Genomic DNA, 25,976 nt, shown 5'->3' on the forward strand with positions numbered 1-25,976 from the left:
TCCTGCCAGAGGGGCCCGGTCACCCGTAGGGGCGAGTCTATGCGCCTAACTGGCCAATCTTGCAAGTATGGGCTTTGAGGGCAAGCAAGGGGCACTTTGCAGCGTGTTACGCACTGCGGTCTCAAAAGAGGGGGCCGCTGCTGCCAGCGGCCCCAAGGGGGCAGATGCCGTTATTTACGGGTGATGCGCCCGTCGAGATAGGGAGTATAGGGCTGGGCCTTGGCCAGATGCTCCGCCATCACATCGGCCAGATCGGGGCCGAAGTCATAGGCGTTGCTGGCATCCACAAACATGCGATATCCATCGCCGCCGCCGCGCATGTAGTTGTTCGACACCACCATGTACTCCGTCGCCGGATCAATCGGCGCCCAGGCGTCGCCGCCGACCACAATCATCACTTCTGACACCCGGCTGCCCACCGGTTGTGCCGGATCAAAGGTGTATTTCATGCCCGCAACCTGTGCAAAGCGGCCCGCGCCGTCTTCCAGCCCGCTGACCCCGTTTTCCAGTGCGGCCACCAGCACCTCTCCGGTCACGGTAAAGGTCGACAGCGTGTTCTGGAACGGCAGCACGCTCAGCGCCTCGCCCATCGTGACCTCTCCGGCGTCAATAGAGCTGCGAAGGCCGCCGCCGTTGGTGATGGCAATGGTCACGCCCTGATCCTTGACCCGGTCCAGCATCGCATCGGTCACCAGATTGCCCATCTGGCATTCGCCCTGACGGCAGGTTTCCCGGCTGCCATCGATCGCCTCGGTTGTCTCACCGATGATCGTCGCTTTCAGTTCTTCGATCGGCCCGGCAAGCTCGGCGACGCGGGCTTCGATGGCCGGGTCGGGGGTGACACTGGCGTCGAGAAGAATCGTATCGCCGCCCGCATGGATCAGCGACCCGTCATCGGCAAAAGTCAGTTCCAGATGGCCAAGGTATTTTGAATAGGCATAGGCCTGCACCACCGGCACCATGGCCCCAGACTCTTGGCTGACCCAGGTCGGATAGGCCCCGGCCCGGTCCGGGTCGGTGGCGGAAAGATAGGTGTGGCTGTGCCCGCCCACCACCGCGTCAATCCCCGGCACGGCGGCGGCAATTTCCAGATCGCGGGTAAAGCCCACATGGGTAACGGCGATGATCTTGGTCACGCCTTCGGCTTCCAGCGTCGCCACATCGGCCTTCAGGCTGTCGATCTCATCCTGAAAAATCACCGATGGGCCGGGGCTGGAGGTTTCAACCGTATCCGTCGCCAGCACCGAGATGATCCCGATCATTTCGCCGCCCACCTCCAGCACAACATGATTCTGCACCCGGCCCGCCAGCACATTCGATTGGCTGACATCAAGGTTGCCGGAGATGACCGGGAAGGTCACCTTGTCGAGAAAGCTCGCCAGCCCCTCGGGGCCGTCGTCGAATTCGTGATTCCCCAGCACCATGGCATCGGGCTGGAGCTGCTCCATGAACTCGGCCTCAACAGCACCCTTATAGGTGGTGTACATCAGGCTGCCCTGAAACTGATCACCGGCATCGACAAAGATCACATTCTGACCATCGGCCGTCAGGCTGTCGCGCAGCTCGTTGACCGCTGTCGCAACCCGGGCGATGCCGCCAAAGCACTTGTTCTCGGCGGCGTCTTCGGCTGAACAGGTGGAATCGAACGCGTTCACAGCCTCGATCCGGCTGTGGAAGTCGTTGATATGCAAGACATGCAGCGTGTAATCGGCCTGCGCCGCCCCCGCCGTCAGCGCAATCGCCGCAGCGGACCCAAGCAAACGGTTTTTCACCAAGTAGCTCCCTTGTTGGTTGATGGGGCAAGCGTGACTCGCGCAAGCGGCGGTGTCAAACCCGTGTCCTGCCCCGGATCGACCCTGACCTTGCGTCAGGCATGCAACGGCGCGGTGACAGGGGGCGGCAGTTTTCCCGCAGTTCCCATTGACCAAGCCTCTTGCAATGTGCATGGAACGTCATGCTGATTTACAAGATCTTCCGCCGCTCCGAATGGGATGCGTTCCGTGCCGCCGGTGAAACTGCCGGGGCTCCTGTCGATCTGGCGGATGGGTTCATCCATTTCTCGACCGCCGCACAGGTTGCCGACACGGCCGCGCGCCATTTCGGCACCGAAAGCGATCTGGTGCTGGTGGCGTTTCGCAGCAGCGCTTTGGGGGCAGATCTGAAATGGGAACCTTCGCGCGGGGGGGATCTGTTCCCGCATCTGTACCGTGCGCTGCGGCTGTCTGATGTGGTGTGGGACAAATCGCTGCCGCTGGGGGCCACTGGGCATATTTTTCCTGAAGGTGTGTGGTGAGCCTGGTCGAACGGGCCGGTCTGGCGGTTTTGCACCGGCTGGATCCCGAAGTGGCGCATGGCCTGTCGCTTCGGGCGCTGAACAGCGGGCTGGTGCCCTTGCCGGGGGTGGTGACATCGCCGCGTCTGGCCTGCACGCTGGCGGGGATGCCGCTTGCCAACCCGGTCGGGCTGGCTGCCGGGTTTGACAAGAACGCAACTGCGCTGGGCGCCTTGGCCCGCGCGGGCTTCGGCTTTCTGGAGGTGGGGGCCGCCACACCGTTGCCGCAGCCCGGCAATCCAAAGCCACGCCTGTTCCGCCTGACCGAAGACCGCGCCGCGATCAACCGGTTTGGCTTCAACAATGACGGGATGGAGGCGATTGCGGCCCGGCTGCGGCTGCGTCCTCGCACCCTGCCCATTGGCCTCAATCTGGGGGCCAACAAAACCTCGCCCGACCGTGCGGCAGATTTCGCGCAGGTGCTTGCGACGTGTGGGCTGCATGTGGATTTTGCGACCGTCAACGTCAGCTCGCCCAACACCGAAAAACTGCGCGACCTGCAAGGCCCTGCGGCCCTGGCGGCGCTTCTGGCGCGGGTGATGGAGGTACAGGCTGCGCTGGAAACGAAGATTCCGGTGTTTTTGAAAATAGCCCCCGACCTGACCCCGGATGAGATCGCCGAGATCGGCGCGATTGCCCTTGGCGCAGGGCTGGCGGGGATCATCGCCACCAACACAACGGTCGCGCGGGATGGCTTGAAAAGTGCAGCCCGCAGCGAATTGGGGGGGCTTTCCGGCGCGCCATTGTTCGAAAAGTCTACGCGCGCATTGGCGCAACTGTCGCTGGCGACCGAGGGGCGGCTGCCCCTGATCGGTGTGGGTGGCATCGGCAGCGCCGAACAGGCCTATGCCAAGATCCGCGCCGGGGCCTCGGCGGTGCAGCTTTATACGGCGATGGTCTATGAAGGCATCGGCATTGCCGCCCGCATCGCCCATGGCCTGGATGCGCTGCTCGCCCGCGACGGGTTCAGCACGGTTGCGGCAGCAAGCGGAACCGGCCGCGCAGACTGGCTCTGACTCAGACTGGCTTTGCCGCTACCAATTGCACCTTTTCCGAATTCTCATTCTGGCACCGGTTCCACCGCCCAGCGGTCCGCCAGGCAGCTCAATTCCCCGCTCTTGAATTTGATCAAATTCCCGGCAATACTGCGGCAACCAGAGGGATACCCATGTCACAGCCAACGATTGCCGGAGTGCCCACCGACCGCCTGACCGCCTTTGCCGCGCGTGAGGCGCAGCGCTATGCGCGGTCACGGCCGAAATCGGCCAAGGCGCTGGCCGATGGGGCAGGGGCGTTTCTGAACGGCGTGCCGATGCATTGGATGCGCGATTGGCCGATGCCGCATTTGCCGCTGGTAGCAAAGGCCAAAGGCGCGAGGATCACCGATATCGACGGCTACGGGATTGATGATTTCTGTCTGGGCGACACTGGCAGCATGTTTGGTCATTCGCCAAAACCGGTGGCCGACGCCATCCGCAAGCAGGCGCGCCACGGGCTGACCTATATGCTGCCCACGATGGCCGCGATGGAGGCGGGTCGTTTGCTGACCGACCGTTTCGGCGCATTCCGCTGGCAGATCGCCACTACGGCCACTGATGCAAACCGCTTTGCCCTGCGCGTGGCGCGGGCGGTGACCGGGCGGCCAAAGGTGTTGGTGTTCCACGGCTGTTACCATGGCACGCTGGATGACACGATGGTGACACTTGACGGCGGCCACACGGTCAACCGGCCCGGGCTGGTGGGGCAGGTGCATGATCTGAGCCTCGGGGCCGTGGTTTGCGAGTTCAACGATCTGGCAGGGGTCGAGGCGGCACTGGCAAAAGGCGACGTGGCGGCCATTCTGACCGAGCCGGTGATGACCAATTCTTGCATGGTCCTGCCTGCGGACGGCTTCCATGACGGCCTGCGCGCGTTGGCGCAACGCTATGGCGCGCTGTTGATCATGGATGAAACCCATACACTGTCTACCGGGCTTGGCGGCTATACCCGTGTGCACGGGCTGTCGCCTGACATGTTCGTGGTGGGCAAATGTGTGGCGGGCGGCATGCCGACGGCGGTCTGGGGGATGACCGAAGATGTGGCCGCGCGTTTCAACGCCTATGACGCCACGCGACCGGCGGGCCATTCCGGCATGGGCACCACTTTGTCGGCAAATCCGATGCAGTTTGCCTGTCTGGTGGCGACCCTGTCTCTGGTGATGACCAAAGACGCCTATGCCCATATGGAAAAAGGCGCGGAGCGGCTTGCCGCGCTATTGCAGGCCGCGATCACTGCGCATGGCGCGCCCTGGCATGTGGTGCGGGTCGGCGCGCGGGTGGAGTTCATCTGTGCCCCCGGTCCGCTGCACAACGGCACAGAGGCCGCCACCGCCCACCAGCCGCAGGTTGAAGCGGCTGTGCATACCGCGCTGCTGAACCGGGGCTGCCTGATTGCACCGTTTCACAACATGATGCTGGTCAGCCCCGCCACCCGACCGCGCCAGATTGACCGTCTGGGTCTGGCGTTTGACGAAATCCTGTCCGAACTTTTTGCCTGAGTGTCCCATGACCGCATTGCACAGCCCCTCCGGCTCGACCGTTGCCGAGGCCGAAGCCTTCCTTGCCGCCCATCCGGAGATCGAGGCCTTTGACATCGTCTTGCACGATTCCAACGGCATTGGCCGGGGCAAGATCATCCGGCGGCACGAGGTGTTGTCCTTTTACAAGAACGGACGGCATTTGCCGATTTCCATCCTTGGCCTGGATATCTGCGGCGAGGATGTGCATGAAACCGGCTTGATCTGGGATCAGGGCGATGGCGATCTGCGGGCCTGGCCGATCCCGGGCAGTCTTGTGGCCTTGCACAACACCAACCCCCCGCGCGGAGAGGTGCTGATGTCGATGTATGATCTGGACGGCAAACCTATGCCGTCAGACCCGCGCCACGCGCTGAAGCGTCAGGTCGATGCGCTGGCCACCGAGGGGCTGTTTCCGGCGGGGGCGTTTGAGCTGGAGTTTTTCCTGCTGGCCAACGAGCGTGGGCCGGATGGCAAGATGCAGCCCGCGCGCGATGTGCTTGATGGGCGCAAATCGTCGAAGACCGAGGTCTATTCGGTAGATCATCTGCATGGCATGCTGCCGCTGTTTTCCGATATCTATGCCGGTGCGGCCAAGGCGGGGATCACTGCCGAGACGATGATTTCCGAATACGCCCCCGGCCAGTATGAGCTGACCCTGCATTACCGCACTGATGTGATGCAGGCGGCTGATGATCTGATGCGCCTGAAGCGCATCGTCCGGGCGCAGGCCCGGGCGCATGGGGTGACCGCCTGTTTCATGGCCAAGCCGAATGAGGATTACGCCGGATCGGGCATGCATTTCCACGTCTCGATGATGGATGCCAAGGGCACGAACGTCTTTGTCGAGGCAGAAGAGGGGGTGTGGAACCCGACCATTCTGCACGCACTTGGGGGCCTGCGTGCGACGATGGGGGAATCGATGCTGGTCTTTGCGCCCCATGCCAATTCCTGGCGGCGCTTTGCGGCCCAAAGCTATGCGCCGGTCAGCCCGACCTGGGGGGTGAACAACCGGTCTGTCGCGTTGCGTATTCCGGCTGGCGATATCAAGGCGCGGCGGATTGAACATCGCCCGGCGGGGGTAGATGCGAACCCTTATCTGGTGGCGGCGACCGTGCTGGCAGGCATCCGCCACGGCTTGCAGCACAAGATCGACCCTGGGCCGGAAACGGTGGGCAATGGCTATGAGGCGGGGCAGGATGCGCCCGCCATTCCGTTGGACTGGCGGCAGGCGATCGAGGCAGCAAAGGCCTCGGCCTTTCTGAAAGATGCTTTGGGGGATGATATGCATCGCACCTTCACTGCCATAAAGGCCGCAGAATATGCGCGGGTGATGCGCACGGTGTCAGAGGTCGATTTCGACCTGTATCTGCACACGGTGTAGACATGAAAAAGCCCGGCCAGACTGCCGGGCTTTTTGGCAAAGGCACAGCGTTTACATGTTTGCGGGTTGCGGAAAGCCTAGCACATGATAGCCGCCATCGACATGGATGACCTCGCCCGTGGTGGCGGCGCCAAAGTCCGAACACAGCCAGGCGGCGGTGCCGCCGATGGCCTCCAGCGTTGCGTTCGCGCGCAGGGGGGCATTTTCTTCGGTATGACGATAGGTGGCGCGGGCGCCCCCAATGGCCGCACCCGCAAGGGTTTTCATCGGACCGGGCGAAATGGCATTCACGCGCACCTTTTGCGGCCCCAGATCATTGGCCAGATAGCGCGTGGCTGATTCCAGCGCCGCCTTAGCCACGCCCATCACGTTGTAATTGGGCGAAACGCGGTTCGAGCCCTGGAAGGTCAGTGTGATCAGGGTGCCACCATCCGGCATCATCTCGGATGCGCGGCGCGCAACGTCGATGAAGGAAAAGCACGAAATGGTCAGCGAGTTCTGGAAATTCCCGCGCGAGGTGTTGATGAAGCGCCCCGTCAGCTCGGTCTTGTCGGAGAATGCGATGGCGTGGATCAGGAAATCCATCGTGCCCCAGCGGTCCTTTAGCGTGGCGAAGCAAGCGTCCATGCTGGCGTCATTTGTGACATCGACATCGACCAGCAGGTCAGACCCGACGGATGCCGCCAGTGGCTGCACCCGCTTGCCAAAAGCGTCGCCCTGATAGGAAAACGCCAGCTCTGCGCCTTCTTCGGCCAGCGTTTTCGCAATCCCCCAGGCGATGGAGCGTTCGTTCGCCACCCCCATGACAAGCCCGCGCTTGCCCTTCATCCAACCGGCCATGATCTGTCCTTATGCGCGATACTTGCTCATCACCAATGTCGCATTGGTGCCGCCAAAGCCAAAGCTGTTGGACAGAACGGAATCCATCTCCACACCCTCGCGATAGGTGGTGGCGATTTCTTCGGGCTTCAGCTCAGGGTCAAGCTGGGTGACATTGGCAGAGGCGGTGATGAAATTGCCCTGCAGCATCAGCAGGGAATAGATCGCCTCATGCACGCCGGTGGCCCCAAGGCTGTGGCCGGTCAGTGATTTGGTCGACGAGATCGGCGGCACCGATCCGTCACCGAACACCCGGCGCACGGCTTTCACTTCGGTCACATCGCCTGCGGGCGTGCTGGTGCCATGGGCGTTGATATAGCTGATCTTGCGGCCTTCGGGCAGGGTGGCAATCGCCTGCCGCATCGACCGCTCACCGCCCTCACCACTCGGGGCGACCATGTCATGGCCGTCGGATGTGGCACCGTAGCCGGTGACTTCGGCATAGATCTTTGCCCCGCGCGCCAGAGCGTGGTTCAACTCTTCCAGCACCACCACGCCACCGCCGCCTGCGATGACAAAGCCATCACGGGTGGCGTCAAAGGCGCGCGATGCGGTTTCAGGCGCATCGTTGTACTTCGAAGACATTGCGCCCATGGCGTCGAACAGGCAGGACAGGGTCCAGTCCAGTTCTTCACCACCGCCGGCAAACACGATATCCTGCTTGCCGAACTGGATCAGCTCGGTGCCATTGCCGATGCAATGGGCCGAGGTGGAGCAGGCCGAGGTGATCGAATAGTTCACGCCCTTGATCTTGAACGGCGTCGCAAGGCAGGCGGAATTCGTCGAGGACATGCCCTTGGTCACACCGAACGGACCGATCCGCTTTGGGCTGCCCGAGTCGCGCACAATATTGTGGGCCTTGAAGAAGGATTTGGTCGATGGGCCGCCGGAGCCGACGATGATGCCGGTCCGGTCGTTCGAGATGTCGGATGCCTCCAGCCCCGAATCTTCGATCGCCTGCCGCATGGCGATGAAGTTATAGGCCGCGCCATCACCCATGAAGCGCAGGTCGCGCTTGTCGATATTGTCTTCCAGCACGATCTGTGGCTGGCCGTGGACCTGGCTGCGGAACCCGCGCTCGGCGTATTCGGGCGCGAAAACGATGCCGGACTTCCCGGCCCTCAGGGATGCTTCAACCTCAGCGGCGGAGTTGCCGATGGGGGAAACGATGCCGATGCCGGTAATGACAACACGACGCATGGGCGCCTCCTTCGTTGGGGATCAGTTGGCCGAGAGGGCCACTTTCATATCGGTCACTTGGTAAATCACTTCGCCATCGGCTTCCACCCGGCCATTGGCCACGCCCATCGTCAGGCGGCGGGTGGACAGTGCCTTGGTGAAATCGACGAAATAGCGCAGCATCCTGCGGTCAGGCCGCACCATGCCGGTCAGCTTCACCTCACCCACCCCCAGCGCATAGCCGCGCCCCTGCCAGCCACGCCAGCCAAGGTTGAAGCCGGTCAGCTGCCACAACCCGTCAAGGCCAAGGCAGCCGGGCATGATCGGGTTGCCGGGGAAATGGCAGTCGAAAAACCACAGGTCGGGGGTGATGTCGAATTCGGCGACCACATGGCCCTTCCCGAATTCTCCGCCATCTTCGGAAATCTCGGTGATGCGGTCCATCATCAGCATCGGCGGCGCAGGAAGCTGGGCATTGCCGGGGCCGAACAATTCACCGCGCGCGCAGGCCAGAAGTGCGTCTTTGTCAAAGCTGGACGGAAAGTGACCCATCGCCGATTGTTCCCCCGTTTTCGTGTCATTCGTTTCAACGCTGTAACACTTGCTGCGAGTCAGAGGCAAGGGTGCCGCGCGCGCCGCCCGGCGGGCAATCTCCCTGTTTTCCATTGAAATCGGGGCGTCAGGCGCTTTATATAGGCGTAACGACAGGATGACACATGCGGATGACGGCACAGGAACGGTCTACGGAATGGCTGGCGCAGGGCGGATTGCGCCCGACGCGACAGCGCTTGTCGCTTGCCAGCCTGCTGGTCGGCGACGGGCTTGACCGTCATGTCACGGCGGAAAGCCTGTTTGCGCTGTCGGTGCAGTCGGGCGACCGGGTCAGTCTTGCCACGGTTTACAACACCTTGCGCGCCTTTTGCGAGGCAGGGCTGATGAACGAAGTGGTGGTGGACGGGTCGAAAAGCTACTTCGACACCCGGATGGATGACCACCCACATTTCTACTGGGAAGACACCGCAGAGCTGACCGATGCGCCCAAAGATCAGCTGGAGATCAGCGGCTTGCCCGATGCCCCTGAAGGGACCGAGATTTCGCGTGTCGATGTGGTGATCCGGCTCAAGCGCGTCTGATCCTCAGGGTTGTGCAGGAACCACGTCAATTTCTTGACGCAACACGCCATCGCGCCCGAAGATCAGAATGCGGTCATCTTCCGTAACCACAGCGATGAAGTCGCGTCCCATCGTCACCGCCGCCGCCCGCGTGCCTTCGGGCAGGGCCAGCTGATCCGGCGTTGCAAGCGGTGAGATATCCGGCATACGGGTGACAAGCAGACCGACCACGGTTATGACACCGACAATCATCGTGGCGGTAAGAATGATCACCAGCCATTTCAGAAGTCTCAGCGAAGGCGGAAGCGCTTCGGTTTCAGGAGTGTTGTTCATGTCAGGCCCTTTTGCCGATGCATCGGAAGACGAAGATATCACCCTGCAGGTGACGATTGCCGATGGCTGCGCTGATCGCCTTGATAAGGCGCTGGCGCGGTCAGTGCCAGAGGAAGCGGCGTTGTCGCGCACAAGGCTGATGAAGATGATCGCCGAAGGGGCGGTCTGGCGCGGGGGCGAGGCGCTGACCGACCCCAAGACCCGCGCCGAGGACGGTGATGTGATCACCCTGTTCCTCGACCCGCCGGTCAGTGTGGATACGCTGGCCGAAGACATTCCGCTGACCGTGATCTATGAGGATGATCATCTGATCGTCGTCGACAAGCCGGTCGGCATGGTGGTGCATCCGGCGCCCGGTACGCCCTCGGGCACGCTGGTCAATGCGTTGCTGGCGCATTGTGGTGATACGCTGTCGGGCATCGGCGGCGAACGCCGCCCCGGAATTGTGCACCGGATCGACAAGGACACCTCTGGCCTGCTGGTGGTGGCGAAATCCGACAAGGCGCATCACGGGCTGGCCACGCAGTTCGAACGCCATGATGTGAACCGCCGCTATCTGGCACTGGTCCATGCTGTGCCATCGGCAGCCGATCCCCGCCTGCGTGGGATCAAGGGTGTCACCTTTGAAACCGGCGGCATCATCAAGATTGCCACCCTGCTGGCCCGCCACAAGACCGACCGCCAGCGGCAGGCCGTGGTCTGGCACGATGGCCGCCACGCGGTCACGCGGGTGCGGGTGCTGGAAGCCTTTGCCGATCAGGCCGCATTGGTGGAATGCTGGCTGGAAACCGGGCGTACCCATCAGATCCGGGTGCATATGGCCCATGCCGGGCACGGATTGCTGGGTGACCAGACCTATGGCGGCAAACGCAAACTGTCGCCCAAGGCACTGACGCCGCTGGCGGCCGATACGGGAAACAGCTTTCCCCGGCAGGCGCTGCATGCGGCCACGCTGGGCTTTACCCATCCGGTGACCGATGAATGGCTGGAATTCACCTCGCCGTTGCCGGAAGACATGGCCGCGCTGCTGGATGCAATGCGCATCCCTCAGGAGTGACATTCACGTGAAAACCCGGTCACATCCCTTCCTTTAAGGAACGGAAATGCCTTCACTTGGCGTTTATTAAGGCATGATAGGCCGTGTCCTTGCAGGAGCGGCACACAGACCTTAGGTAATGTGGTCCCTCGGGGGCTGATGGCACCGGGGCTAACAGGGGGCGAAAGATGAGCACCTATACCAACCTACCCGCACCAAGCCCGGAACAGGGCCTGAACCGGTATATGCAGGAAATCCGTAAGTTCCCGCTGCTGGAACCGGAAGAAGAATACATGCTGGCCAAGGCCTGGGTCGACCGGCAGGACAGCGCATCGGCGCACAAGCTGGTAACCAGCCACCTGCGACTGGCCGCCAAGATCGCCATGGGCTATCGCGGCTATGGGCTGCCGCAGGCCGAGGTGATTTCGGAAGCGAATGTCGGGCTGATGCAGGCGGTCAAACGCTTTGATCCGGAACGGGGCTTCCGGCTTGCGACCTATGCCATGTGGTGGATTCGCGCCAGCATTCAGGAATACATCCTGCGGTCATGGAGCCTTGTGAAACTGGGCACCACCTCCGCGCAGAAAAAGCTGTTCTTCAACCTGCGCAAGGCCAAGGCCAAGCTCGGCGCGCTGGAAGAGGGCGACCTGCGCCCGGAAAACGTGGCCCAAATCGCCAAAGACCTGTCGGTGACCGAAGACGAGGTCATTGCCATGAACCGCCGGATGGCGGGGGCCGATGCGTCGCTGAACGCGACCGTCGGGTCCGAGGAGGGCGGCGCGCAGTGGCAGGACTGGCTGGAAGATGAAAACAGCGATCAGGCCGAGGCTTATGCCGAAAGCGACGAATTGTTGATCCGCCGTGGCCTTCTGGTAAAGGCGATGTCGGTGCTGAACGACCGGGAAAAGGAAATCCTGATGCAACGCCGGCTGGCGGATGAGCCGGTGACGCTCGAAACCCTGTCGGAAAAGCACTCGGTCAGCCGCGAGCGTATCCGCCAGATCGAGGTGCGGGCGTTTGAAAAGCTGCAGGCCAAGATGCGCGAACTGGCCAAGGGCAAGGGCATGGTGGTTCCCGGCTGACCGCGCCCGGTCCGACACTGGAAGGCGGCCCCGGCGTGGGCCGCCTTTTGCATACTGGCTTTTGCCTGTCTGTCGGCCCTTGGCCTTCGCCCTGCAGACCGATAGGACTGCGTGCAGAGGTGGCGGGCATCCGTCGAAGATATGACGTATTTGTTGGCTGATGTGTCGTTTTTGTTTGCCCCCATCCGGCGGGCAGGCTACGTCCTCGGCCATTGGTTGAAAGGATCGGACCAACCATGACCATGCTGGGGACATTTCTGAAGCCGATGCACCCCGAGGGGTACAAATTCGTGGCGATCTTTGCCGCGATCACCCTTGTGCTGTTCTGGCTGTGGGAGCCTTTGGGCTGGATCGGCGTCGGGTTGACGGTCTGGTGCTATTACTTCTTCCGCGACCCCAAGCGGTCGGTGCCACAGGGCGCGGGCATTCTGGTTTCCCCCGCCGATGGCGTCATCAGCCTGATCGAACGCGCCGTGCCGCCGCCGGAGCTGGGCATGGGGCCAGTGGCCTTGATGCGGGTGTCGGTCTTCATGAACGTGTTCAACTGCCACGTGAACCGCGCGCCGATTGCCGGCACCATCGGGGCGATGAGCTACCGGCCCGGCAAGTTCCTGAACGCCTCGCTTGACAAGGCATCGGTGGACAACGAGCGCAACTCGCTGCGCATCGACCTCGCCGATGGCCGCCAAATCGCCGTGGTGCAGATCGCTGGTCTGGTTGCGCGCCGCATCATGTGGTGGGTGGCCGAAGGGCAGGGGATGCGCACGGGCGAACGCTTTGGCCTGATCCGCTTTGGCAGCCGGGTTGATGTCTACCTGCCCGAAGGGGTCAGCCCGCAAGTCGCCATTGGCCAGACCATGGTGGCGGGCGAAACCGTGCTGGCGGTGCTGGGGCGTGACCTGCCGCAAACTATGGCCCGTGTGGAATGACCGAAGAGCCGAAACCGCTGCTGCGGCGTCGGATGCACATTCTGCATCTGCTGCCGAACCTGATTTCCATCCTTGCTCTTTGCGCCGGACTGACCGCGATCCGCATGGCGGTCGAAGGTCGTTTTGGCTGGGCGGTTGCGCTGATTGGCCTTGCCGCTGCGCTGGATGGAATTGATGGCCGGCTGGCGCGGATGCTTAAGACCGAAAGTGCCATCGGGGCCGAACTGGACAGCCTGTGCGATCTGGTGAACTTCGGTGTCACGCCGGCTTTGGTGCTGTATTTCTGGGGCATGCGCGCCGATACCTCGCTGGGCTGGATTGCAGTGCTGATCTACGCCGTGTGCTGCATGCTGCGTCTGGCGCGGTTCAATGTCGGCAACCGTGAGCCGGAGGCTGCGGACAAGCCCAAGGGGTTTGTCGGTGTGCCTTCCCCTGCCGGGGCGATGCTGGCGCTGTTGCCGATCTATCTTGCCTATGGCTTTGACAACGCCCTGCGCTTGCCGCCATGGGCAGTCGCGATCTGGATGGTCTTTGTTGGCGCACTGATGATTTCGCGGATGCCGACGCCCTCTTTCAAAGGGGTCAGGATCTACGCCGAAAATGCCCGCTTCATCCTGGTGGGCTCGGTGGCGCTGATCGCGGCCTTGCTCACATATCCTTGGGTCACATTGCTGTTGATGGATGTGGTCTATCTGGCAGCCATCCTGCTTCTTTGGCGCAAAAGCGCCCGGTCTCTGAGGAGTGTTGTCTGACATGGATATCCGTGCCGTCCGCAAATCCTATGCCCGCTGGGCCCCGATCTATGACGCGACCTTTGGGGCCATCACGAGGGTCGGGCGGCGGCGCGCGGTATCAGTGCTGAACGGCCTTGGCGGCCGGGTGCTGGAGGTGGGGGTCGGCACCGGCCTGTCGCTGCCTGCCTACCGGCCCGAGGTGTCGGTCACCGGCGTCGACGCCAGTGCCGAGATGCTGGAGAAGGCCCAAGGCAAGGTGAACGAACTTGGCCTGACGAATGTCGAGGCGCTGCGCCTGATGGATGCGCGGGCGCTGGAATTTCCCGACAACAGCTTTGACCACATCTCTGCCTTGCACATCATGTCGGTCGTGCCAGAGCCAGAACGGGTGATGGCGGAAATGACCCGTGTTCTGCGTCACGGTGGCACCATTGTCATGGTCAACCACTTTGCCCGCGACCCGCAGGACAAGGGCGCGCTGCCCTGGCTGGAGCGGGTGTTTGCGCCCTTTGCCGACCGGCTGGGCTGGCATTCCGATTTCCGCCGCAGTACCGTCACCGACACGCGCGGGCTGACCCTCATCGAAGAGGTGGCCTTGCCGCCGTTTGGCATGATGACCCTGATGCGGTTTCGCAAGGACTGACACCGGCGTCGAAGTGGCTTCCCCCTGTCGCCCCAAGCCGTTAGGCTGATTGCGCTAACAGGGAGAGACAGCAGATGAAACCAGTTCGTTGGGGCGTGCTCGGCGCGGCCAAATTCGCACGTGAGCATATGGCCCCCGCCATCCACGCCGCCGCGGGGGCCGAACTTGCGGCTCTGGCCACGTCAGACCCTGCCAAGGCCGATGGCTTCCGTGCGTTTTGCCCCGGTCTGCAGCTGCATTCCAGCTATGACGCGCTGCTCGCCGATCCGTCGATTGATGCGGTCTATGTGCCGCTGCCCAACCATCTGCATGTGGAATGGACGCTCAAGGCGCTGGCGGCAGGTAAACACGTGCTGACCGAAAAGCCCATCGCCCTGCGCGCAGCCGAGATCGACCAGATCATTGCGGCACGCGATGCCAGCGGCTTGCTGGCGGCCGAGGCGTTCATGATCGTGCACCATCCGCAGTGGCAACGCGCCAAAGAGTGGCTGGCAGAGGGCAAGATCGGCCAACTGCGCCATGTCGATGCTGCCTTCAGCTACAACAACGCGGCAGAGCCGGGCAATATCCGCAACCGCCCCGACACCGGCGGCGGGTCCTTGCGCGACATCGGGGTCTATACCCTTGGCTCCATGCGCTTTGTCACCGGGGCCGAACCTGTGGATGTGGCGGCACGGGTCATCATCGACGCCGAGGTTGAGGTGTTTGCCGATGTGAATGCCATGATGCAGGGCCCGACGGGGCGGTTCACCTATCGCTCGATGACCTCAATGCGGCTGGCGAACCGGCAAGAGGTGGTGTTTCAGGGTGACAAAGGCATGATCCGCCTAGGCTCTGCCCCATTCAACGCCAATGTGCACGACGTGGCCGAGGCTGAACTGCACCTGCCCGGTCAGCGGGTGATCACTGACCGTTTCCCGACCGATAACCATTACAAGCTGCAGGTCGAAGCTTTTGGCCGCAGCATCCGCACCGGGGCTGCTTATCCGTGCCCGCTTGAATTTGTGCGCGGGACGCAGGCGATGATGGACCGCGCCCTTGATACGGCACAGGAAATTGCGCTTTAGGGCGAAAAACCCAATCATTTCTGCGCCGCAGCATCCTGATGCGGCGCAGATTTCTGCAAAACTTGTCTGGACAGGTTGACACTTTTCGACAACAATTGACCCAAGGACAGGAATCGTCCGGGGGGACCGCCCCGCGTCACAAGGCCCCATCGGCCTAATCAGCGCGCGGCTCAAGATCAAAGTGACCAGACATGGCAACACGTTTTCCAGCGTCATCGGCTGATGCCGACCGCGCATTCCGTTCCGACGGCAAGCGCACCGGGGCTCCGACAGCCAGTCTCCATTCTTTTGCCGAAGAGGTGATCCTGCGCGTCGCGGCACAGGCCCGTCGTGACCGGGTCGAGGCGACGGCCCCGAAGATCGCCCTGCTGAGCAAGGCCCTGTTGTCCGACAACGATGCCTCGGCGGCGGATTTTGTGCGCGACGCGCGGCTGGGGGGGATGACCGCTGATACCTTGTATTATGGTCTGCTGGCCGGCGCGGTGCAGCAGGTCGGAAACACGTGGGCGCGTGACGGGATTGCGATGCCTTCCATGTTGCGTACCTCGCATCGGGTGTGGCGGATCATGAACGATCTGCGCGATGTGTTCGTGCAGATCTCTGACCGCAAGCCCGGACAGCACGCGGTCTTTGCCCCCTGTCCGCAGGAAGGCCATATGATCGGCCTGACCATGACAGCCGATGACCTTCGGCGTCGTGGCTGGGAAATCGAACTGGTGTCAAATGATGATCATGACGGCCTGATCACTGACATCGAACGCCGCGCGCCGATGCGGGTGGCGCTTGGCGCGACCTCGCCTGAAATGACCCTGCCGCTGACCCGGCTTGTGGTGGCGCTGCGGGCCCATATTCCCGGCGTGTGGGTCATGATCGGCGGGGCGATCACCACGCAGGAACCTGATCTGCTGGACCTGACCGGTGCCGATGCCGTTGCCAATTCCGCAGACGCGGCCGAGCAGTTGATGCTCGCCCACCTTGCCAGCCTTGTAGAGCGCCGGTCAAACCGCATGTAACGCGCGGAAAGGGCTTCTGCGATCAAGGTCAGTCCTCCATAGCCTCCAGCTCGTCAATAAAGCCTGCAATCATCGACAGGCCCTTGTCCCAGAATTTCGGGTCTGACGCATCCAGCCCAAAGGGTGCCAACAGGTCTTTGTGGTGCTTCGATCCGCCTGCTTTCAGCATCTCGAAATACTTCGCTTCAAACTCCGGCAGGCCGCCTTCATAGGCCGCGTAAAGCGCGTTCACCAACCCGTCGCCAAAGGCATAGGCATAGACGTAGAACGGCGAATGCACGAAATGCGGGATATAGGCCCAGAAGGTTTCGTAGCCGTCCATGTAATCAAAGGCATCGCCAAGCGATTCTGCCTGCACGCTCATCCACAGGGCGTTGATGTCATCCGGGGTCAGCTCACCTTCCGCCCGCGCCGCGTGCAGCTTGCATTCAAAGTCGTAGAACGCGATCTGGCGGACGACGGTGTTGATCATGTCTTCGACCTTGCCCGCCAGCAGTGTCTTGCGCTCGGCCTTCGTCTTGGCCTGATCCAGCAGCTTGCGGAAGGTCAGCATCTCGCCGAACACGCTTGCGGTTTCCGCCAGCGTCAGCGGGGTCGATGACAGCAACTCGCCCTGACCCGCCGCCAGCACCTGATGCACGCCATGCCCCAGCTCATGCGCCAGTGTCATCACATCGCGCGGCTTGCCCAGATAGTTCAGCATCACATAGGGATGAACGGTGGAAACGGTCGGATGCGCAAAGGCCCCCGGCGCTTTGCCGGGTTTCACCCCGGCATCAATCCAGCCCTTTTCAAAGAACGGCTTGGCAATCTCGGCCATCTCGGGTGCAAAGGCACCGTAAGCGTCCAGAACCGTCTTGGTCGCCTCATCCCAGCCCACAACACGCGGCGTTTCCAGCGCCAGCGGTGCGTTGCGGTCCCAGACCTGCAGCCGCTCCAGCCCCATCCACTTGGCCTTCAGCCGGTAATAGCGGTGGCTCAGTTTCGGATAGGCGGCGACCACCGCATTGCGCAGCGCCTCGACCACTTCGGGCTCGACATGGTTCGACAGGTGCCGACCATGCTGCGGGCTGGGCATCTTGCGCCAGCGGTCATGGATTTCCTTTTCCTTCGCAAGGGTGTTGTGAACCCGGGCAAAGAGCTTGATATGCTTGTCAAAGACCGCCGCCAGCGCCCGCGCCGCCGCTTCGCGCTTTGTGCGGTTTGGATCAGTCAGCAGGTTCAGCGTTGCTTCAAGGTTCAGCTCTTCCTCTTCACCCTCCACCGCGAACATCAGCCCGGCCATGGTCTCGTCGAACAGCTTGTTCCACGCACTGGCCCCCACGACCGATTCGTCATGCAGGAACTTTTCCAGCTCGTCCGACAGCTGATGCGGCCGCATCGCGCGCATCCGGTCAAAGACCGGCTTGTAGCGGGCCAGATCTGCGTTCGCGGCAATCAGGGCGTCGAGGCGCGCGTCTTCCAACCGGTTGAACTCAAGGCTGAAAAACACCAGCGGTGTGGTGAAGGTGGTGATCTTGTCCTGCGCATCGGCCATGAACTTTGCGCGGTCGCTGTCCATGGTGTTCTGGTAATAGCGCAGCCCGGCAAACGACATCAGCCGCCCCGCGACGATGTCGATCTTCTCATAGGCCAGCACGCAGGCAAGCATCGCGCCCGCGTCCAGCCCGGCCAGCTTGCCTTCATAGCTTACCGCGAATTCCGCACAGGCTGTTTCCAGCCAGGCCATATCGGCAGCGAACTCCGACGAATCTGACGACGGATAGAGATCGCGCAAATCCCATTCAGGCAGATTGCCAAATCCGCCAGAAGTGGCATTTGCATCAAATACGGGGCGGGGCATCGGCAGGGTCATCGGCCATCCTTCCAGAATATCTTTCCTCTCAAATAGGGGTGGCCCTACCAAAAAGGCAACCCGCCCCCCTTCATCTGTTCTCAAATATCCTGGGGGTCCGGGGGCAAAGCCCCCGTCCTTCCTTCATCGGCAGGCACATCGGCCGCCCCGGACACCTGCCGCAGCAGATCGCGCAAGCCGTCCAGCGTATCGATCTCGTCCACGGCCTTGTCTTGCCGCCAGCGCAGCATGCGCGGAAAGCGCAGCGCGATGCCGGATTTGTGGCGGGGGCTGGCCTGAATGCCTTCAAACCCGATCTCGAACACCAGTTCCGGCACCACGCGGCGCACCGGTCCGAAGCGTTCCAGCGTATGCTTGCCGACCCAGCGGGTGATTTCGGCAAACTCTGCGTCAGTCAGGCCGGAATAGGCTTTGGTGAAGGGCACCAGATCATTGCCGTCGCGCACCGCAAAGGTGAAGTCGGTGAACAGGTTTGCGCGCCGCCCATGGCCCGCCTGTGCATAAAGCATCACCGCGTCCACCGTGAACGGGTCCAGCTTCCATTTCCACCAGTCCCCCCGCTTGCGCCCGGTGTGATAGGGCGAGGACAGACGTTTGAGCATCAATCCCTCGGCCATCCGGTCGCGCGCGCCGGCGCGAAGGGATGTCAGGGCCGTCCAATCCCCCAGTGCCACCGGCGAGGGCGACAGTGGCAACCCAGGCGGCAAGGCGGCCAGAAGTGCCTCCAGCCGGACGCGGCGCTGCGCCAGCGGGGTGTCGCGCAGATCGATCCCATCGGATTCCAACAGATCATAGGCCAGAAAGTGCCCCGGGGCCTCGGCCAGCAGCTTTTTCGGCACGGTCTTGCGGCCGATGCGCTTTTGCAGATCGGCGAAGGGCAGGGGGGCCGTGCCGCCCCAGGCGACGATCTCGCCATCCAGCACCGTTCCGGGGGGCAGATGGTCCTGCAGCGGCGCAAATTCGGGGAAGCGGTCGGTGATCAGATCTTCGCCCCGGCTCCAGATCGCGAAGGCTCCGCTGCGGGCGATGATCTGGCCGCGAATGCCATCCCATTTCCACTCGGCCAGCCAGTCTGTCGCCGGGCCCAGACTTTCGGGCGCGGCCTCAAGCGGGCTGGCCAGTGCAAAGGGATAGGGCCGCGCAGCGCCTTCCGATCCACCCTCTTGCGTCAGGTCGGCAAAGCGGGTGCGGGCGGGGTCCCAATCCCCCATCAGCCGGTGCGCCATCACCGCCTCTTCCACCCCGGTCGCCTGTGCCAGCGCGCGGGTCATCAATCCCCGGCTGACCCCCATGCGGAACCCGCCGGTCAGCAGCTTGTTGAACAGGAACCGCTCATCCGGCCCCAAAGCCGCCCAGGACGCGCTGACAAACGCCCGGCGCTCGGCTTCGTGGCGTCCGGTCAGAGCGATCAGCGCGCGGATGGTCGCGTCCAGCGACGGGTCGGTTTCATGGGTTGGCAAGGGCAGCAGGCGGGCAATGGTTTCGGCCAGATCGCCTGCGACGTTGTAGGATTCCTCAAACAGCCACAGCGGAACCCCCGCTGCCTCTGCCGCCCAGGTCCGCAGTTCGGTGGCATTGACGGCCCGCTTCGGGCGACGGCCCGACAGCAGGGCGATGGTCCAGACCCGGTCTGCCTCTGGCGCAGTGCGGAAATATTGGGTCAGCGCGGCGGTTTTCTCGCCGGTTTTCGTGGTGGCGTCGAGCGCATTGAACAGGGCGGCGAAGCGTTTCATGCGTGCGGCCCCGTGGCTGTCGTCGCCGGGGGGACTGTCTGGCCGCTGGCGCCTGCGGTCCGCGCCCCCGAGAGTATTTGGGAAAGCTGCAAGATCATAAAAGCTTGCTCTCCACTACGGCTTCACTCTCGGCTGCGGAGTCCGGCTCTGCTTCGGTATCCGTATCCGCCTCATCGCCGCCGAATTCGGTCTGGACAATCCCGGCGTCATAGCCCTGTTCCTCCAGCCAGCGGCGGAAAGGGGTGGTGTAGCCATGCGTGACAAACACCCGTTCGGCCCCGGTGGCGCGGATCGCCGTGTTCAGGCCGGGCCAGTCGGCGTGGTCCGAGATCACGAATCCGGTGTCCAGCCCCCGGCGGCGGCGGATGCCGCGCAGCGCCATCCAGCCGCTGGCAAAAGCCTCGGCCGACGGGCCGAAGCGGCGCGCCCAAGGCGTGCCAAGCGCCGATGGCGGCGCGATAATCAGCGCGCCGGGGTGGGATTTTGCATCTACACCGGCGGTTACGCGAATTGTCGGCGGCAAATTGTAGCCCTGATCGCGCAGGATGCGGGTCGTCTCTTCTACCGCGCCATGCGTCAGGATCGGGCCGGCATCGGGCAGCAGCGTCATCAGACGCTGCGCCTTGCCCAGACCATAGGCGGCCAAGATGGTCGACCGCCCCTCGGCGGCATTCGCCACCCACCATGCAGCCAATTGCTGCGCTATCACCGCCTGTGGCTGCCAGCGAAACAATGGCAGACCGAAGGTGCATTCGGTGATAAATGTATGGCAGGGCACCGGAACAAAGGCCTCGGACAACCCGTCATCCTCGACCTTGTAGTCGCCCGAGACCACCCAGACCTCGCCGCCGCGTTCGACCCTGATCTGCGCCGAACCCGGCACATGGCCGGCCGGGTGAAAGCTGACCTGCACCCCGCCGATCTGCCGGGGTTCACCATAGGCGATACCCTCGGCGAAGATATCGCCCAGCCGGTGCCGCATCACCGGCAGCGCCTGCTTGGTAGACAGATAGTGGCCATGGCCCCATCTGGCATGATCACTGTGGCCATGGGTGATCAGCGCCCGGTCGACCGGGCGCCACGGGTCGATGTAGAATCCGCCTTCGGCGCAATAGATGCCGCGATCGGTAAAACTGAGCAATTCTGCGGACATGAGCAGAGCCTAGCACGCCCCGTCCATGGGGAAAGGGTCATAGGACACATTCGCTGCGCACAAAATACGGGCGAATGGGGGGAATACGGGCAGGAAATGCAGGCTCCCCCTTTCGCAGTTGGAAATGGGCTGATTAACTGGCCCTTAAGAACGAGGGCACGGGGGCCGTTTGTGACAAGTTACTTCAATGAGATGTATCAGGGCAGCGCCGTGCGCGCGCCCTATGCGCGTTTGCAGGACTGGATGACTGCCATGCCTGCCGAACTGCGGCAGATGAAACAGGCCGAGGCCGAGGCACTGTTTCGCCGCATCGGCATCACCTTTGCCGTGTATGGTGAGGGCGGCGATCCGGACCGGCTGATCCCGTTCGACATGTTTCCGCGCGTGTTTTCCGGGGCGGAATGGGCAAAGCTGGACCGTGGTATCAAGCAGCGCGCGCGGGCGCTGAATGCCTTTCTTGTCGACGTCTATGGCCGGGGGGAAATCGTGCGTGCAGGGCGCATTCCGGGCCGGTTGGTCTATTTGAACGAGGCCTATGAAAAATCAGTGGTGGGCTTTGTTCCGCCAAAAGGCGTGTATTCCCACATCGTCGGCATCGACCTTGTCCGCACCGGGCCGGACGAGTTTTTCGTGCTGGAAGACAATTGCCGCACCCCATCTGGCGTCAGCTACATGCTGGAAAACCGCGAAATCATGATGCGGATGTTCCCCGACCTGTTCCGCGAAAACCGGATCGAGCCGGTGGACAGCTACCCCGAAATCCTGCGCCGCACGCTGGCGTCGGTGGCCCCCGCCAAATGTGACCGCGATCCCACCGTGGTGATCCTGACGCCCGGGCATTTCAATTCCGCCTACTATGAACATTCTTTCCTTGCCGACCTGATGGGCGTGGAACTGGTCGAAGGGCAGGATCTGTTTGTTGAGGGCGAGTTTGTCTTCATGCGCACCACCGAAGGCCCGCGCCGGGTGGATGTGATCTACCGCCGTCTAGACGACGCCTATATCGACCCGCTTTGCTTCCGCCCCGATTCCATGCTGGGAATTCCAGGGCTGATGGACGTTTACCGTTCCGGGGGGGTCAGTATCTGTTCGGCGCCGGGGGCCGGGGTGGCCGATGACAAGGCGGTCTATACCTATGTGCCCGAGATGATCCGGTTCTATCTGGGCGAGGAACCGATCCTGAAAAACGTGCCAACCTGGCAATGCGGCAAGGAGGATGACTGCAAATATGTGCTGTCGAACCTCAAGGATCTGGTGGTGAAAGAAGTCCACGGCTCGGGCGGCTATGGCATGCTGGTGGGGCCCAAGGCTTCGGCGGATCAGGTGGAGATGTTCCGCGCCCGCATCACCGCCAACCCGCACAATTATATCGCCCAGCCCACGCTGGCGCTGTCCACTACGCCGACCTTTGTGGCGGAAGGCGTCGCCCCCCGCCATGTTGACCTGCGGCCCTATTGCCTTGTGGGCGAACGCATCGAGCTGGTGCCGGGGGGCCTCACCCGCGTGGCCCTGACCGAAGGGTCGCTGGTGGTGAACTCGTCGCAGGGCGGCGGGGTCAAGGATACCTGGGTGCTGGCGGAGTGACCGGAACATGCTGAGCAGAACCGCAGACAATCTTTTCTGGCTTGCCCGCTATCTGGAGCGCGCCGAAACTTCGGCCCGGCTCTTGGAGGTTGGCGCGCGCATCGCGTTGATGCCTTCCGCCGCGGGCTATCGCAATGAATGGGAATCGCTGCTCCATGCCAGCGGCACCGCCAACGGGTTCGCCAAAAAATACGGCGACGCCGTGCAGCGCAATCTGGAAAGCTGGTTCTTTTTCGATGCCGACAATGCGTCATCCGTCATGTCCTGCATCACGGCGGCGCGCGAGAATGGGCGCATCGTGCGCACCGCGCTGACCACGCAGGTCTGGGATGCGCTGAACTCCGCCTTTCAGGAATTGCGCCAGCTGGAACGCCGCCCGCGATCCGAACTGGACCTGTCACTGCTGACCGACTGGACTATGCGCAACACAGCGTTGGTGCGCGGGTCCATTGATGCCACGCTTCTGCGCAATGATGGCTGGGATTTCCTGAACCTTGGTTATTATCTGGAACGCGCCGACAACACCGCCCGGCTGATGGATGTGAAATACTATGTCCTGCTGCCCAAGATCGAATTTGTCGGCTCGGGGCTGGACAATTACCAATGGACCACGCTCTTGCGCGCCATGTCGTCGCACCGGGCCTTTCATTGGGCCTATGGCGGCGAGGTGACGGCCCCCAAGATCGCGCATTTCCTGATTCTGAACCCGCAATGCCCGCGCAGCCTGATCACCTGTGTCGAAGGCATGACCAACCACCTGGACCGGCTGGCGCGCGGCTATCAGCGCAAGACGCTGGCGCAGGAAAAAGCGCGCGGCATTCAGGCCGAACTTGCTGAATTGCGGGTCGAGGATATTTTTGAAGAGGGGCTGCACGAGTTTCTCAGCCGCTTCATCGGGGATATGGCACGGGCGGGCTCGGTCATCCGCGACTGTTATCTGAATGGGGATGTGCGCTGATGTTGCTGAGTGTGGATCATGTCACCCGCTATTTCTATGACCAGCCGGTGCGCGGCGTGGTTCAAAGCCACCGGCTGATGCCGTCGCAATGCGCCGGGCAAAAGCTGGTGACCTGGAAGGTCAGCGTCAGCGATGGCCAGATGGGCGGCGGGTTCCGCGATGGTGCTGGCGATTGGGTGCAGGGCTGGACCGTGCTTGGCCCGGTGAATGAAATCACGGTGCGGGTGACCGGCCAGATCGAGACGGTCGATATGGCCGGCGTCCTGCGCGGCCACAAGGAACTGACGCCGCCCGAGGCCTATCTGCGCAGCACCCACCCCACCGAGGCCGATGCGGCCCTTGCCGCGCTGGCGGATGGCCTGACGCCTGCGCAGGATGCGCTGGCGGCGGCCCATGATATTTCGGCGCGGGTGTCGGATGCGATTGTCTACACCTCCGATACCACCAACGCCCATACCACTGCCGCCGAAGCCTTGGCACAGGGCACTGGCGTGTGTCAGGATCAGGCCCATGCGGTGATCGCCATTGCGCGCCACATCGGCCTGCCGGCGCGCTATGTCTCGGGCTATCTGCTGGTTGGTGTCGATGGTGCCGCTGCCGAGGCCGCCCATGCTTGGGCCGAGGTGTTCATCTCCGGACTTGGCTGGGTGGGGTTCGATCCTGCCAACCGCTGCTGCCCGGACGACCGCTACATCCGGCTTGGGTCAGGTCTTGATTCGCCGCATGCAGCGATGATCCGGGGCATCGCGCGCGGGCAGGGCGAGGAAAGCCTTGATGTCTCGGTCACGGTGCAGGCGTCGCAAACCCAGTCGCAGACGCAGCAATAGCAGCGGCTTTGCAGTAAATTCCCTTATTTTGCCGTGGTCTTGCCACATCCTTTGGGCAGCGTCCCGTCAGCGAGGGGATCGCGAGGGGTGAACCATGGCCTTGGCCTATGACTTTGACATTTTCAGGATAGTGCCTGATTTCGGACCATCAGACCCGGGGCTTGCCGGGCTTCTGAAGGATGTGAGTTTCGCAGAGCAGCATGAGGCCGCAACGGTTGCCTTGTTTCGTGACCCGCGCACCGCAGGGGCGCTGCGCCGCGCGCCGTCAGGCCTGCGCAGCTATCTGCTGGACTCTGGCTTCGGGCTGAACACCTATTCATCGGGTGCTCCCGCTGGTCTCTATCCGGCCAGCGATGAAGCGGCGCGGCTGGACCTGATCCAGCGGCTTGCCGAAAATGCCCATCGCTTTGCCTTGCCCCGGCCCGAAGACACCGCCGAAGGTGGCGATGTGTTTCGTCTGGGCGCCTTTCTGCAGGCATTGGATGAGTCCCAGCCGGTCGATATGTCTGGCGCAGACGCAGTGGTGCAAGACCAGAACACCGATCAAAGCGCCGGCCCGGTTGTTCCCCGCCAGCGCGCTTTGCCACCCCTGTTCGAAACCGAGCCCTTTGCCGATGCCTCGCCAGTGGCCCCCACGATCCCGACCCGCCGCAAATTCTGGCAAGGCCGCTTTTTCCGCATCGGTGCTGCCGCCGTTCTGGTGCTTGGGGCCATGCAGATGGTCAGCGGCCCGGCCCTGACCGTCATCGCCAGCCTGTGACCCGCGTGCCGTAACGGCGCGCAGCATCATCGCCCCTTTCCATCCCCGCGCCCCGGCGCTAGCGTGCACCCGGAATGTCATGGGGACTTTGAAATGACCTATTGTGTCGGCCTGTTGCTGAATGAAGGGATGGTGCTGCTGTCAGATACGCGCACCAACGCCGGTCTCGACAACATCGCCACCTATCGCAAGATGTTCCATTTTGAGAACCCGGGCGAGCGGATCATCACGGTGCTGACCGCAGGCAGCCTGTCGGTCACCCAGACCACCATCGCGCGCCTGCGCGATGCCATCGACAGCCCCGATGCCACCCCACAAACTTCGGTCCTGCTGGCACCGACCATGCTGGCTGTGGCCGAAATCATCGGCGATGTGCTGGCACAGGTCCGGCGCGACATCGACGAGAAATTGTCGATGGCTCAGGGGGCCAGCGCCACCATGATTGTCGCGGGCCAGCGCAAGGGCGGCGGCATGCGGATGTTCCTGATCTATCCGGAAGGCAACTTCATTGAGGCCACCGAAGACACGCCGTTTCTTCAGATCGGCGAGCACAAATATGGCAAGCCCATTCTTGACCGGGTGGTGAAACCCACCACTTCGCTGAGCGATGCGCAAAAAGCGGTGCTGTTGTCGATGGATTCCACCCTGCGCTCTAACCTCTCGGTCGGAATGCCGCTGGATCTGTGCGTCGTTAACCGCGATGAATTCCGCATCGACACCCTGCGCCGGATCGAGGCGGGGGACGAATCCTTCCGTGCCATGAGCGACGCCTGGTCCCACGCCCTGCGCGACGGGTTCAGCCAGATTTCGATCTGACCTGCGCGCCTTG

The 25,976-nt window shown here is 62.7% G+C and carries 25 protein-coding genes; 17 read left to right on the forward strand and 8 right to left on the reverse strand.

Annotated elements, in window-relative coordinates; genetic code table 11:
• Nucleotides 1–170: 170 nt before the first annotated feature.
• The gene (locus tag EEB11_RS09175) at nt 171–1,772 is read right to left on the reverse strand and encodes a bifunctional metallophosphatase/5'-nucleotidase (RefSeq protein WP_135430487.1); all 1,602 of its coding nucleotides are present in this window, start codon (nt 1,770–1,772) and stop codon (nt 171–173) included.
• A 182-nt stretch (nt 1,773–1,954) separates the two neighbouring features.
• Between EEB11_RS09175 and EEB11_RS09180 the strand changes: the two genes are divergently transcribed.
• The 4 genes from EEB11_RS09180 (at nt 1,955) to EEB11_RS09195 (ending at nt 6,270) form a co-directional block, all read left to right on the forward strand.
• The gene (locus EEB11_RS09180; RefSeq protein ID WP_135430488.1) at nt 1,955–2,293 is read left to right on the forward strand and encodes a DUF952 domain-containing protein; all 339 of its coding nucleotides are present in this window, start codon (nt 1,955–1,957) and stop codon (nt 2,291–2,293) included.
• Nucleotides 2,290–3,348, forward strand: coding sequence for a quinone-dependent dihydroorotate dehydrogenase (locus EEB11_RS09185; RefSeq protein ID WP_135430489.1), 1,059 nt, complete (start codon nt 2,290–2,292; stop codon nt 3,346–3,348). The genes EEB11_RS09180 and EEB11_RS09185 overlap by 4 nt, the downstream gene beginning before the upstream one ends.
• Nucleotides 3,349–3,500: 152 nt before the next feature.
• Nucleotides 3,501–4,868 (forward strand): aspartate aminotransferase family protein, encoded by a 1,368-nt coding sequence (locus EEB11_RS09190; protein ID WP_135430492.1) that lies wholly within the window; start codon nt 3,501–3,503, stop codon nt 4,866–4,868.
• A gap of 7 nt (nt 4,869–4,875) precedes the next feature.
• Nucleotides 4,876–6,270, forward strand: coding sequence for a glutamine synthetase family protein (locus EEB11_RS09195; RefSeq protein ID WP_135430495.1), 1,395 nt, complete (start codon nt 4,876–4,878; stop codon nt 6,268–6,270).
• A 51-nt stretch (nt 6,271–6,321) separates the two neighbouring features.
• Here the strand turns inward: EEB11_RS09195 and EEB11_RS09200 are convergent, their stop codons facing one another.
• Genes EEB11_RS09200 through fabA form a run of 3 tightly spaced genes read right to left on the reverse strand, consistent with a single transcriptional unit; the run spans nt 6,322 to nt 8,880 of the window.
• Nucleotides 6,322–7,110, reverse strand: a complete 789-nt coding sequence (locus EEB11_RS09200) for an enoyl-ACP reductase FabI (protein ID WP_135430498.1) — start codon at nt 7,108–7,110, stop codon at nt 6,322–6,324.
• Between the two features lie 9 nt (nt 7,111–7,119).
• Nucleotides 7,120–8,349: a beta-ketoacyl-ACP synthase I gene (gene fabB / locus EEB11_RS09205; RefSeq protein WP_135430500.1), complete on the reverse strand. Its 1,230-nt coding sequence runs from the start codon at nt 8,347–8,349 to the stop codon at nt 7,120–7,122.
• Between the two features lie 21 nt (nt 8,350–8,370).
• A complete protein-coding gene (gene fabA / locus EEB11_RS09210; RefSeq protein WP_135430504.1) occupies nt 8,371–8,880 on the reverse strand; it encodes a bifunctional 3-hydroxydecanoyl-ACP dehydratase/trans-2-decenoyl-ACP isomerase in 510 nt (169 codons plus the stop codon).
• Nucleotides 8,881–9,044: 164 nt separating this feature from the next.
• Here fabA and irrA point away from each other — a divergent pair, with 164 nt between their 5' ends.
• Nucleotides 9,045–9,461 carry an iron response transcriptional regulator IrrA gene (irrA, locus tag EEB11_RS09215; protein WP_135430507.1) on the forward strand — a complete coding sequence of 139 codons (417 nt, stop codon included), beginning with the start codon at nt 9,045–9,047 and terminating at the stop codon, nt 9,459–9,461.
• A 3-nt stretch (nt 9,462–9,464) separates the two neighbouring features.
• Here the strand turns inward: irrA and EEB11_RS09220 are convergent, their stop codons facing one another.
• Nucleotides 9,465–9,773, reverse strand: coding sequence for a DUF6476 family protein (locus tag EEB11_RS09220; RefSeq protein ID WP_135430511.1), 309 nt, complete (start codon nt 9,771–9,773; stop codon nt 9,465–9,467).
• Between EEB11_RS09220 and EEB11_RS09225 the strand changes: the two genes are divergently transcribed.
• The 7 genes from EEB11_RS09225 (at nt 9,772) to EEB11_RS09255 (ending at nt 16,277) form a co-directional block, all read left to right on the forward strand.
• Nucleotides 9,772–10,830, forward strand: a complete 1,059-nt coding sequence (locus EEB11_RS09225) for an RluA family pseudouridine synthase (protein ID WP_135430514.1) — start codon at nt 9,772–9,774, stop codon at nt 10,828–10,830. The genes EEB11_RS09220 and EEB11_RS09225 overlap by 2 nt on opposite strands.
• Nucleotides 10,831–10,997: 167 nt before the next feature.
• On the forward strand, nt 10,998–11,891 hold the full coding sequence (rpoH, locus tag EEB11_RS09230; RefSeq protein ID WP_135430516.1) for an RNA polymerase sigma factor RpoH: 894 nt from the start codon (nt 10,998–11,000) through the stop codon (nt 11,889–11,891).
• Nucleotides 11,892–12,127: 236 nt separating this feature from the next.
• Nucleotides 12,128–12,820, forward strand: a complete 693-nt coding sequence (locus EEB11_RS09235) for a phosphatidylserine decarboxylase (RefSeq protein WP_135430519.1) — start codon at nt 12,128–12,130, stop codon at nt 12,818–12,820.
• Entirely contained in the window at nt 12,817–13,572 is a 756-nt protein-coding gene (pssA, locus tag EEB11_RS09240; protein ID WP_135430521.1) for a CDP-diacylglycerol--serine O-phosphatidyltransferase, read from the forward strand. Before EEB11_RS09235 ends, pssA begins: the two co-directional genes overlap by 4 nt.
• Nucleotide 13,573: 1 nt before the next feature.
• On the forward strand, nt 13,574–14,197 hold the full coding sequence (locus EEB11_RS09245; RefSeq protein WP_135430524.1) for a class I SAM-dependent methyltransferase: 624 nt from the start codon (nt 13,574–13,576) through the stop codon (nt 14,195–14,197).
• 74 nt (nt 14,198–14,271) lie between these two features.
• Nucleotides 14,272–15,264, forward strand: a complete 993-nt coding sequence (locus EEB11_RS09250) for a Gfo/Idh/MocA family protein (protein ID WP_135430526.1) — start codon at nt 14,272–14,274, stop codon at nt 15,262–15,264.
• A 191-nt stretch (nt 15,265–15,455) separates the two neighbouring features.
• Nucleotides 15,456–16,277: a cobalamin B12-binding domain-containing protein gene (locus EEB11_RS09255; RefSeq protein ID WP_135430528.1), complete on the forward strand. Its 822-nt coding sequence runs from the start codon at nt 15,456–15,458 to the stop codon at nt 16,275–16,277.
• Nucleotides 16,278–16,305: 28 nt separating this feature from the next.
• Here the strand turns inward: EEB11_RS09255 and EEB11_RS09260 are convergent, their stop codons facing one another.
• The 3 genes from EEB11_RS09260 to EEB11_RS09270 all read right to left on the reverse strand — a co-directional run bounded on the left by EEB11_RS09260 (nt 16,306) and on the right by EEB11_RS09270 (nt 21,018).
• The gene (locus EEB11_RS09260) at nt 16,306–18,132 is read right to left on the reverse strand and encodes a M3 family oligoendopeptidase (RefSeq protein WP_135430531.1); all 1,827 of its coding nucleotides are present in this window, start codon (nt 18,130–18,132) and stop codon (nt 16,306–16,308) included.
• An 80-nt stretch (nt 18,133–18,212) separates the two neighbouring features.
• A complete protein-coding gene (locus tag EEB11_RS09265; RefSeq protein WP_135430536.1) occupies nt 18,213–19,865 on the reverse strand; it encodes an ATP-dependent DNA ligase in 1,653 nt (550 codons plus the stop codon).
• Between the two features lie 94 nt (nt 19,866–19,959).
• The gene (locus EEB11_RS09270; RefSeq protein ID WP_135430539.1) at nt 19,960–21,018 is read right to left on the reverse strand and encodes a ligase-associated DNA damage response exonuclease; all 1,059 of its coding nucleotides are present in this window, start codon (nt 21,016–21,018) and stop codon (nt 19,960–19,962) included.
• Nucleotides 21,019–21,210: 192 nt separating this feature from the next.
• Here EEB11_RS09270 and EEB11_RS09275 point away from each other — a divergent pair, with 192 nt between their 5' ends.
• From EEB11_RS09275 to EEB11_RS09295, 5 genes are all read left to right on the forward strand, one after another.
• Complete coding sequence (locus EEB11_RS09275) at nt 21,211–22,602, forward strand: circularly permuted type 2 ATP-grasp protein (RefSeq protein ID WP_167852713.1); 1,392 nt, start codon at nt 21,211–21,213, stop codon at nt 22,600–22,602.
• A gap of 7 nt (nt 22,603–22,609) precedes the next feature.
• Nucleotides 22,610–23,560, forward strand: coding sequence for an alpha-E domain-containing protein (locus EEB11_RS09280; RefSeq protein ID WP_135430544.1), 951 nt, complete (start codon nt 22,610–22,612; stop codon nt 23,558–23,560).
• The gene (locus EEB11_RS09285; protein ID WP_135430548.1) at nt 23,560–24,387 is read left to right on the forward strand and encodes a transglutaminase family protein; all 828 of its coding nucleotides are present in this window, start codon (nt 23,560–23,562) and stop codon (nt 24,385–24,387) included. The genes EEB11_RS09280 and EEB11_RS09285 overlap by 1 nt, the downstream gene beginning before the upstream one ends.
• Before the next feature lie 94 nt (nt 24,388–24,481).
• Nucleotides 24,482–25,147, forward strand: a complete 666-nt coding sequence (locus tag EEB11_RS09290; RefSeq protein ID WP_135430552.1) for a hypothetical protein — start codon at nt 24,482–24,484, stop codon at nt 25,145–25,147.
• 93 nt (nt 25,148–25,240) lie between these two features.
• On the forward strand, nt 25,241–25,963 hold the full coding sequence (locus EEB11_RS09295) for a proteasome-type protease (RefSeq protein ID WP_135430553.1): 723 nt from the start codon (nt 25,241–25,243) through the stop codon (nt 25,961–25,963).
• Nucleotides 25,964–25,976: the final 13 nt, after the last annotated feature.

This window comes from Pseudotabrizicola sediminis, from assembly GCF_004745575.1.
GTDB lineage: Bacteria > Pseudomonadota > Alphaproteobacteria > Rhodobacterales > Rhodobacteraceae > Pseudotabrizicola > Pseudotabrizicola sediminis.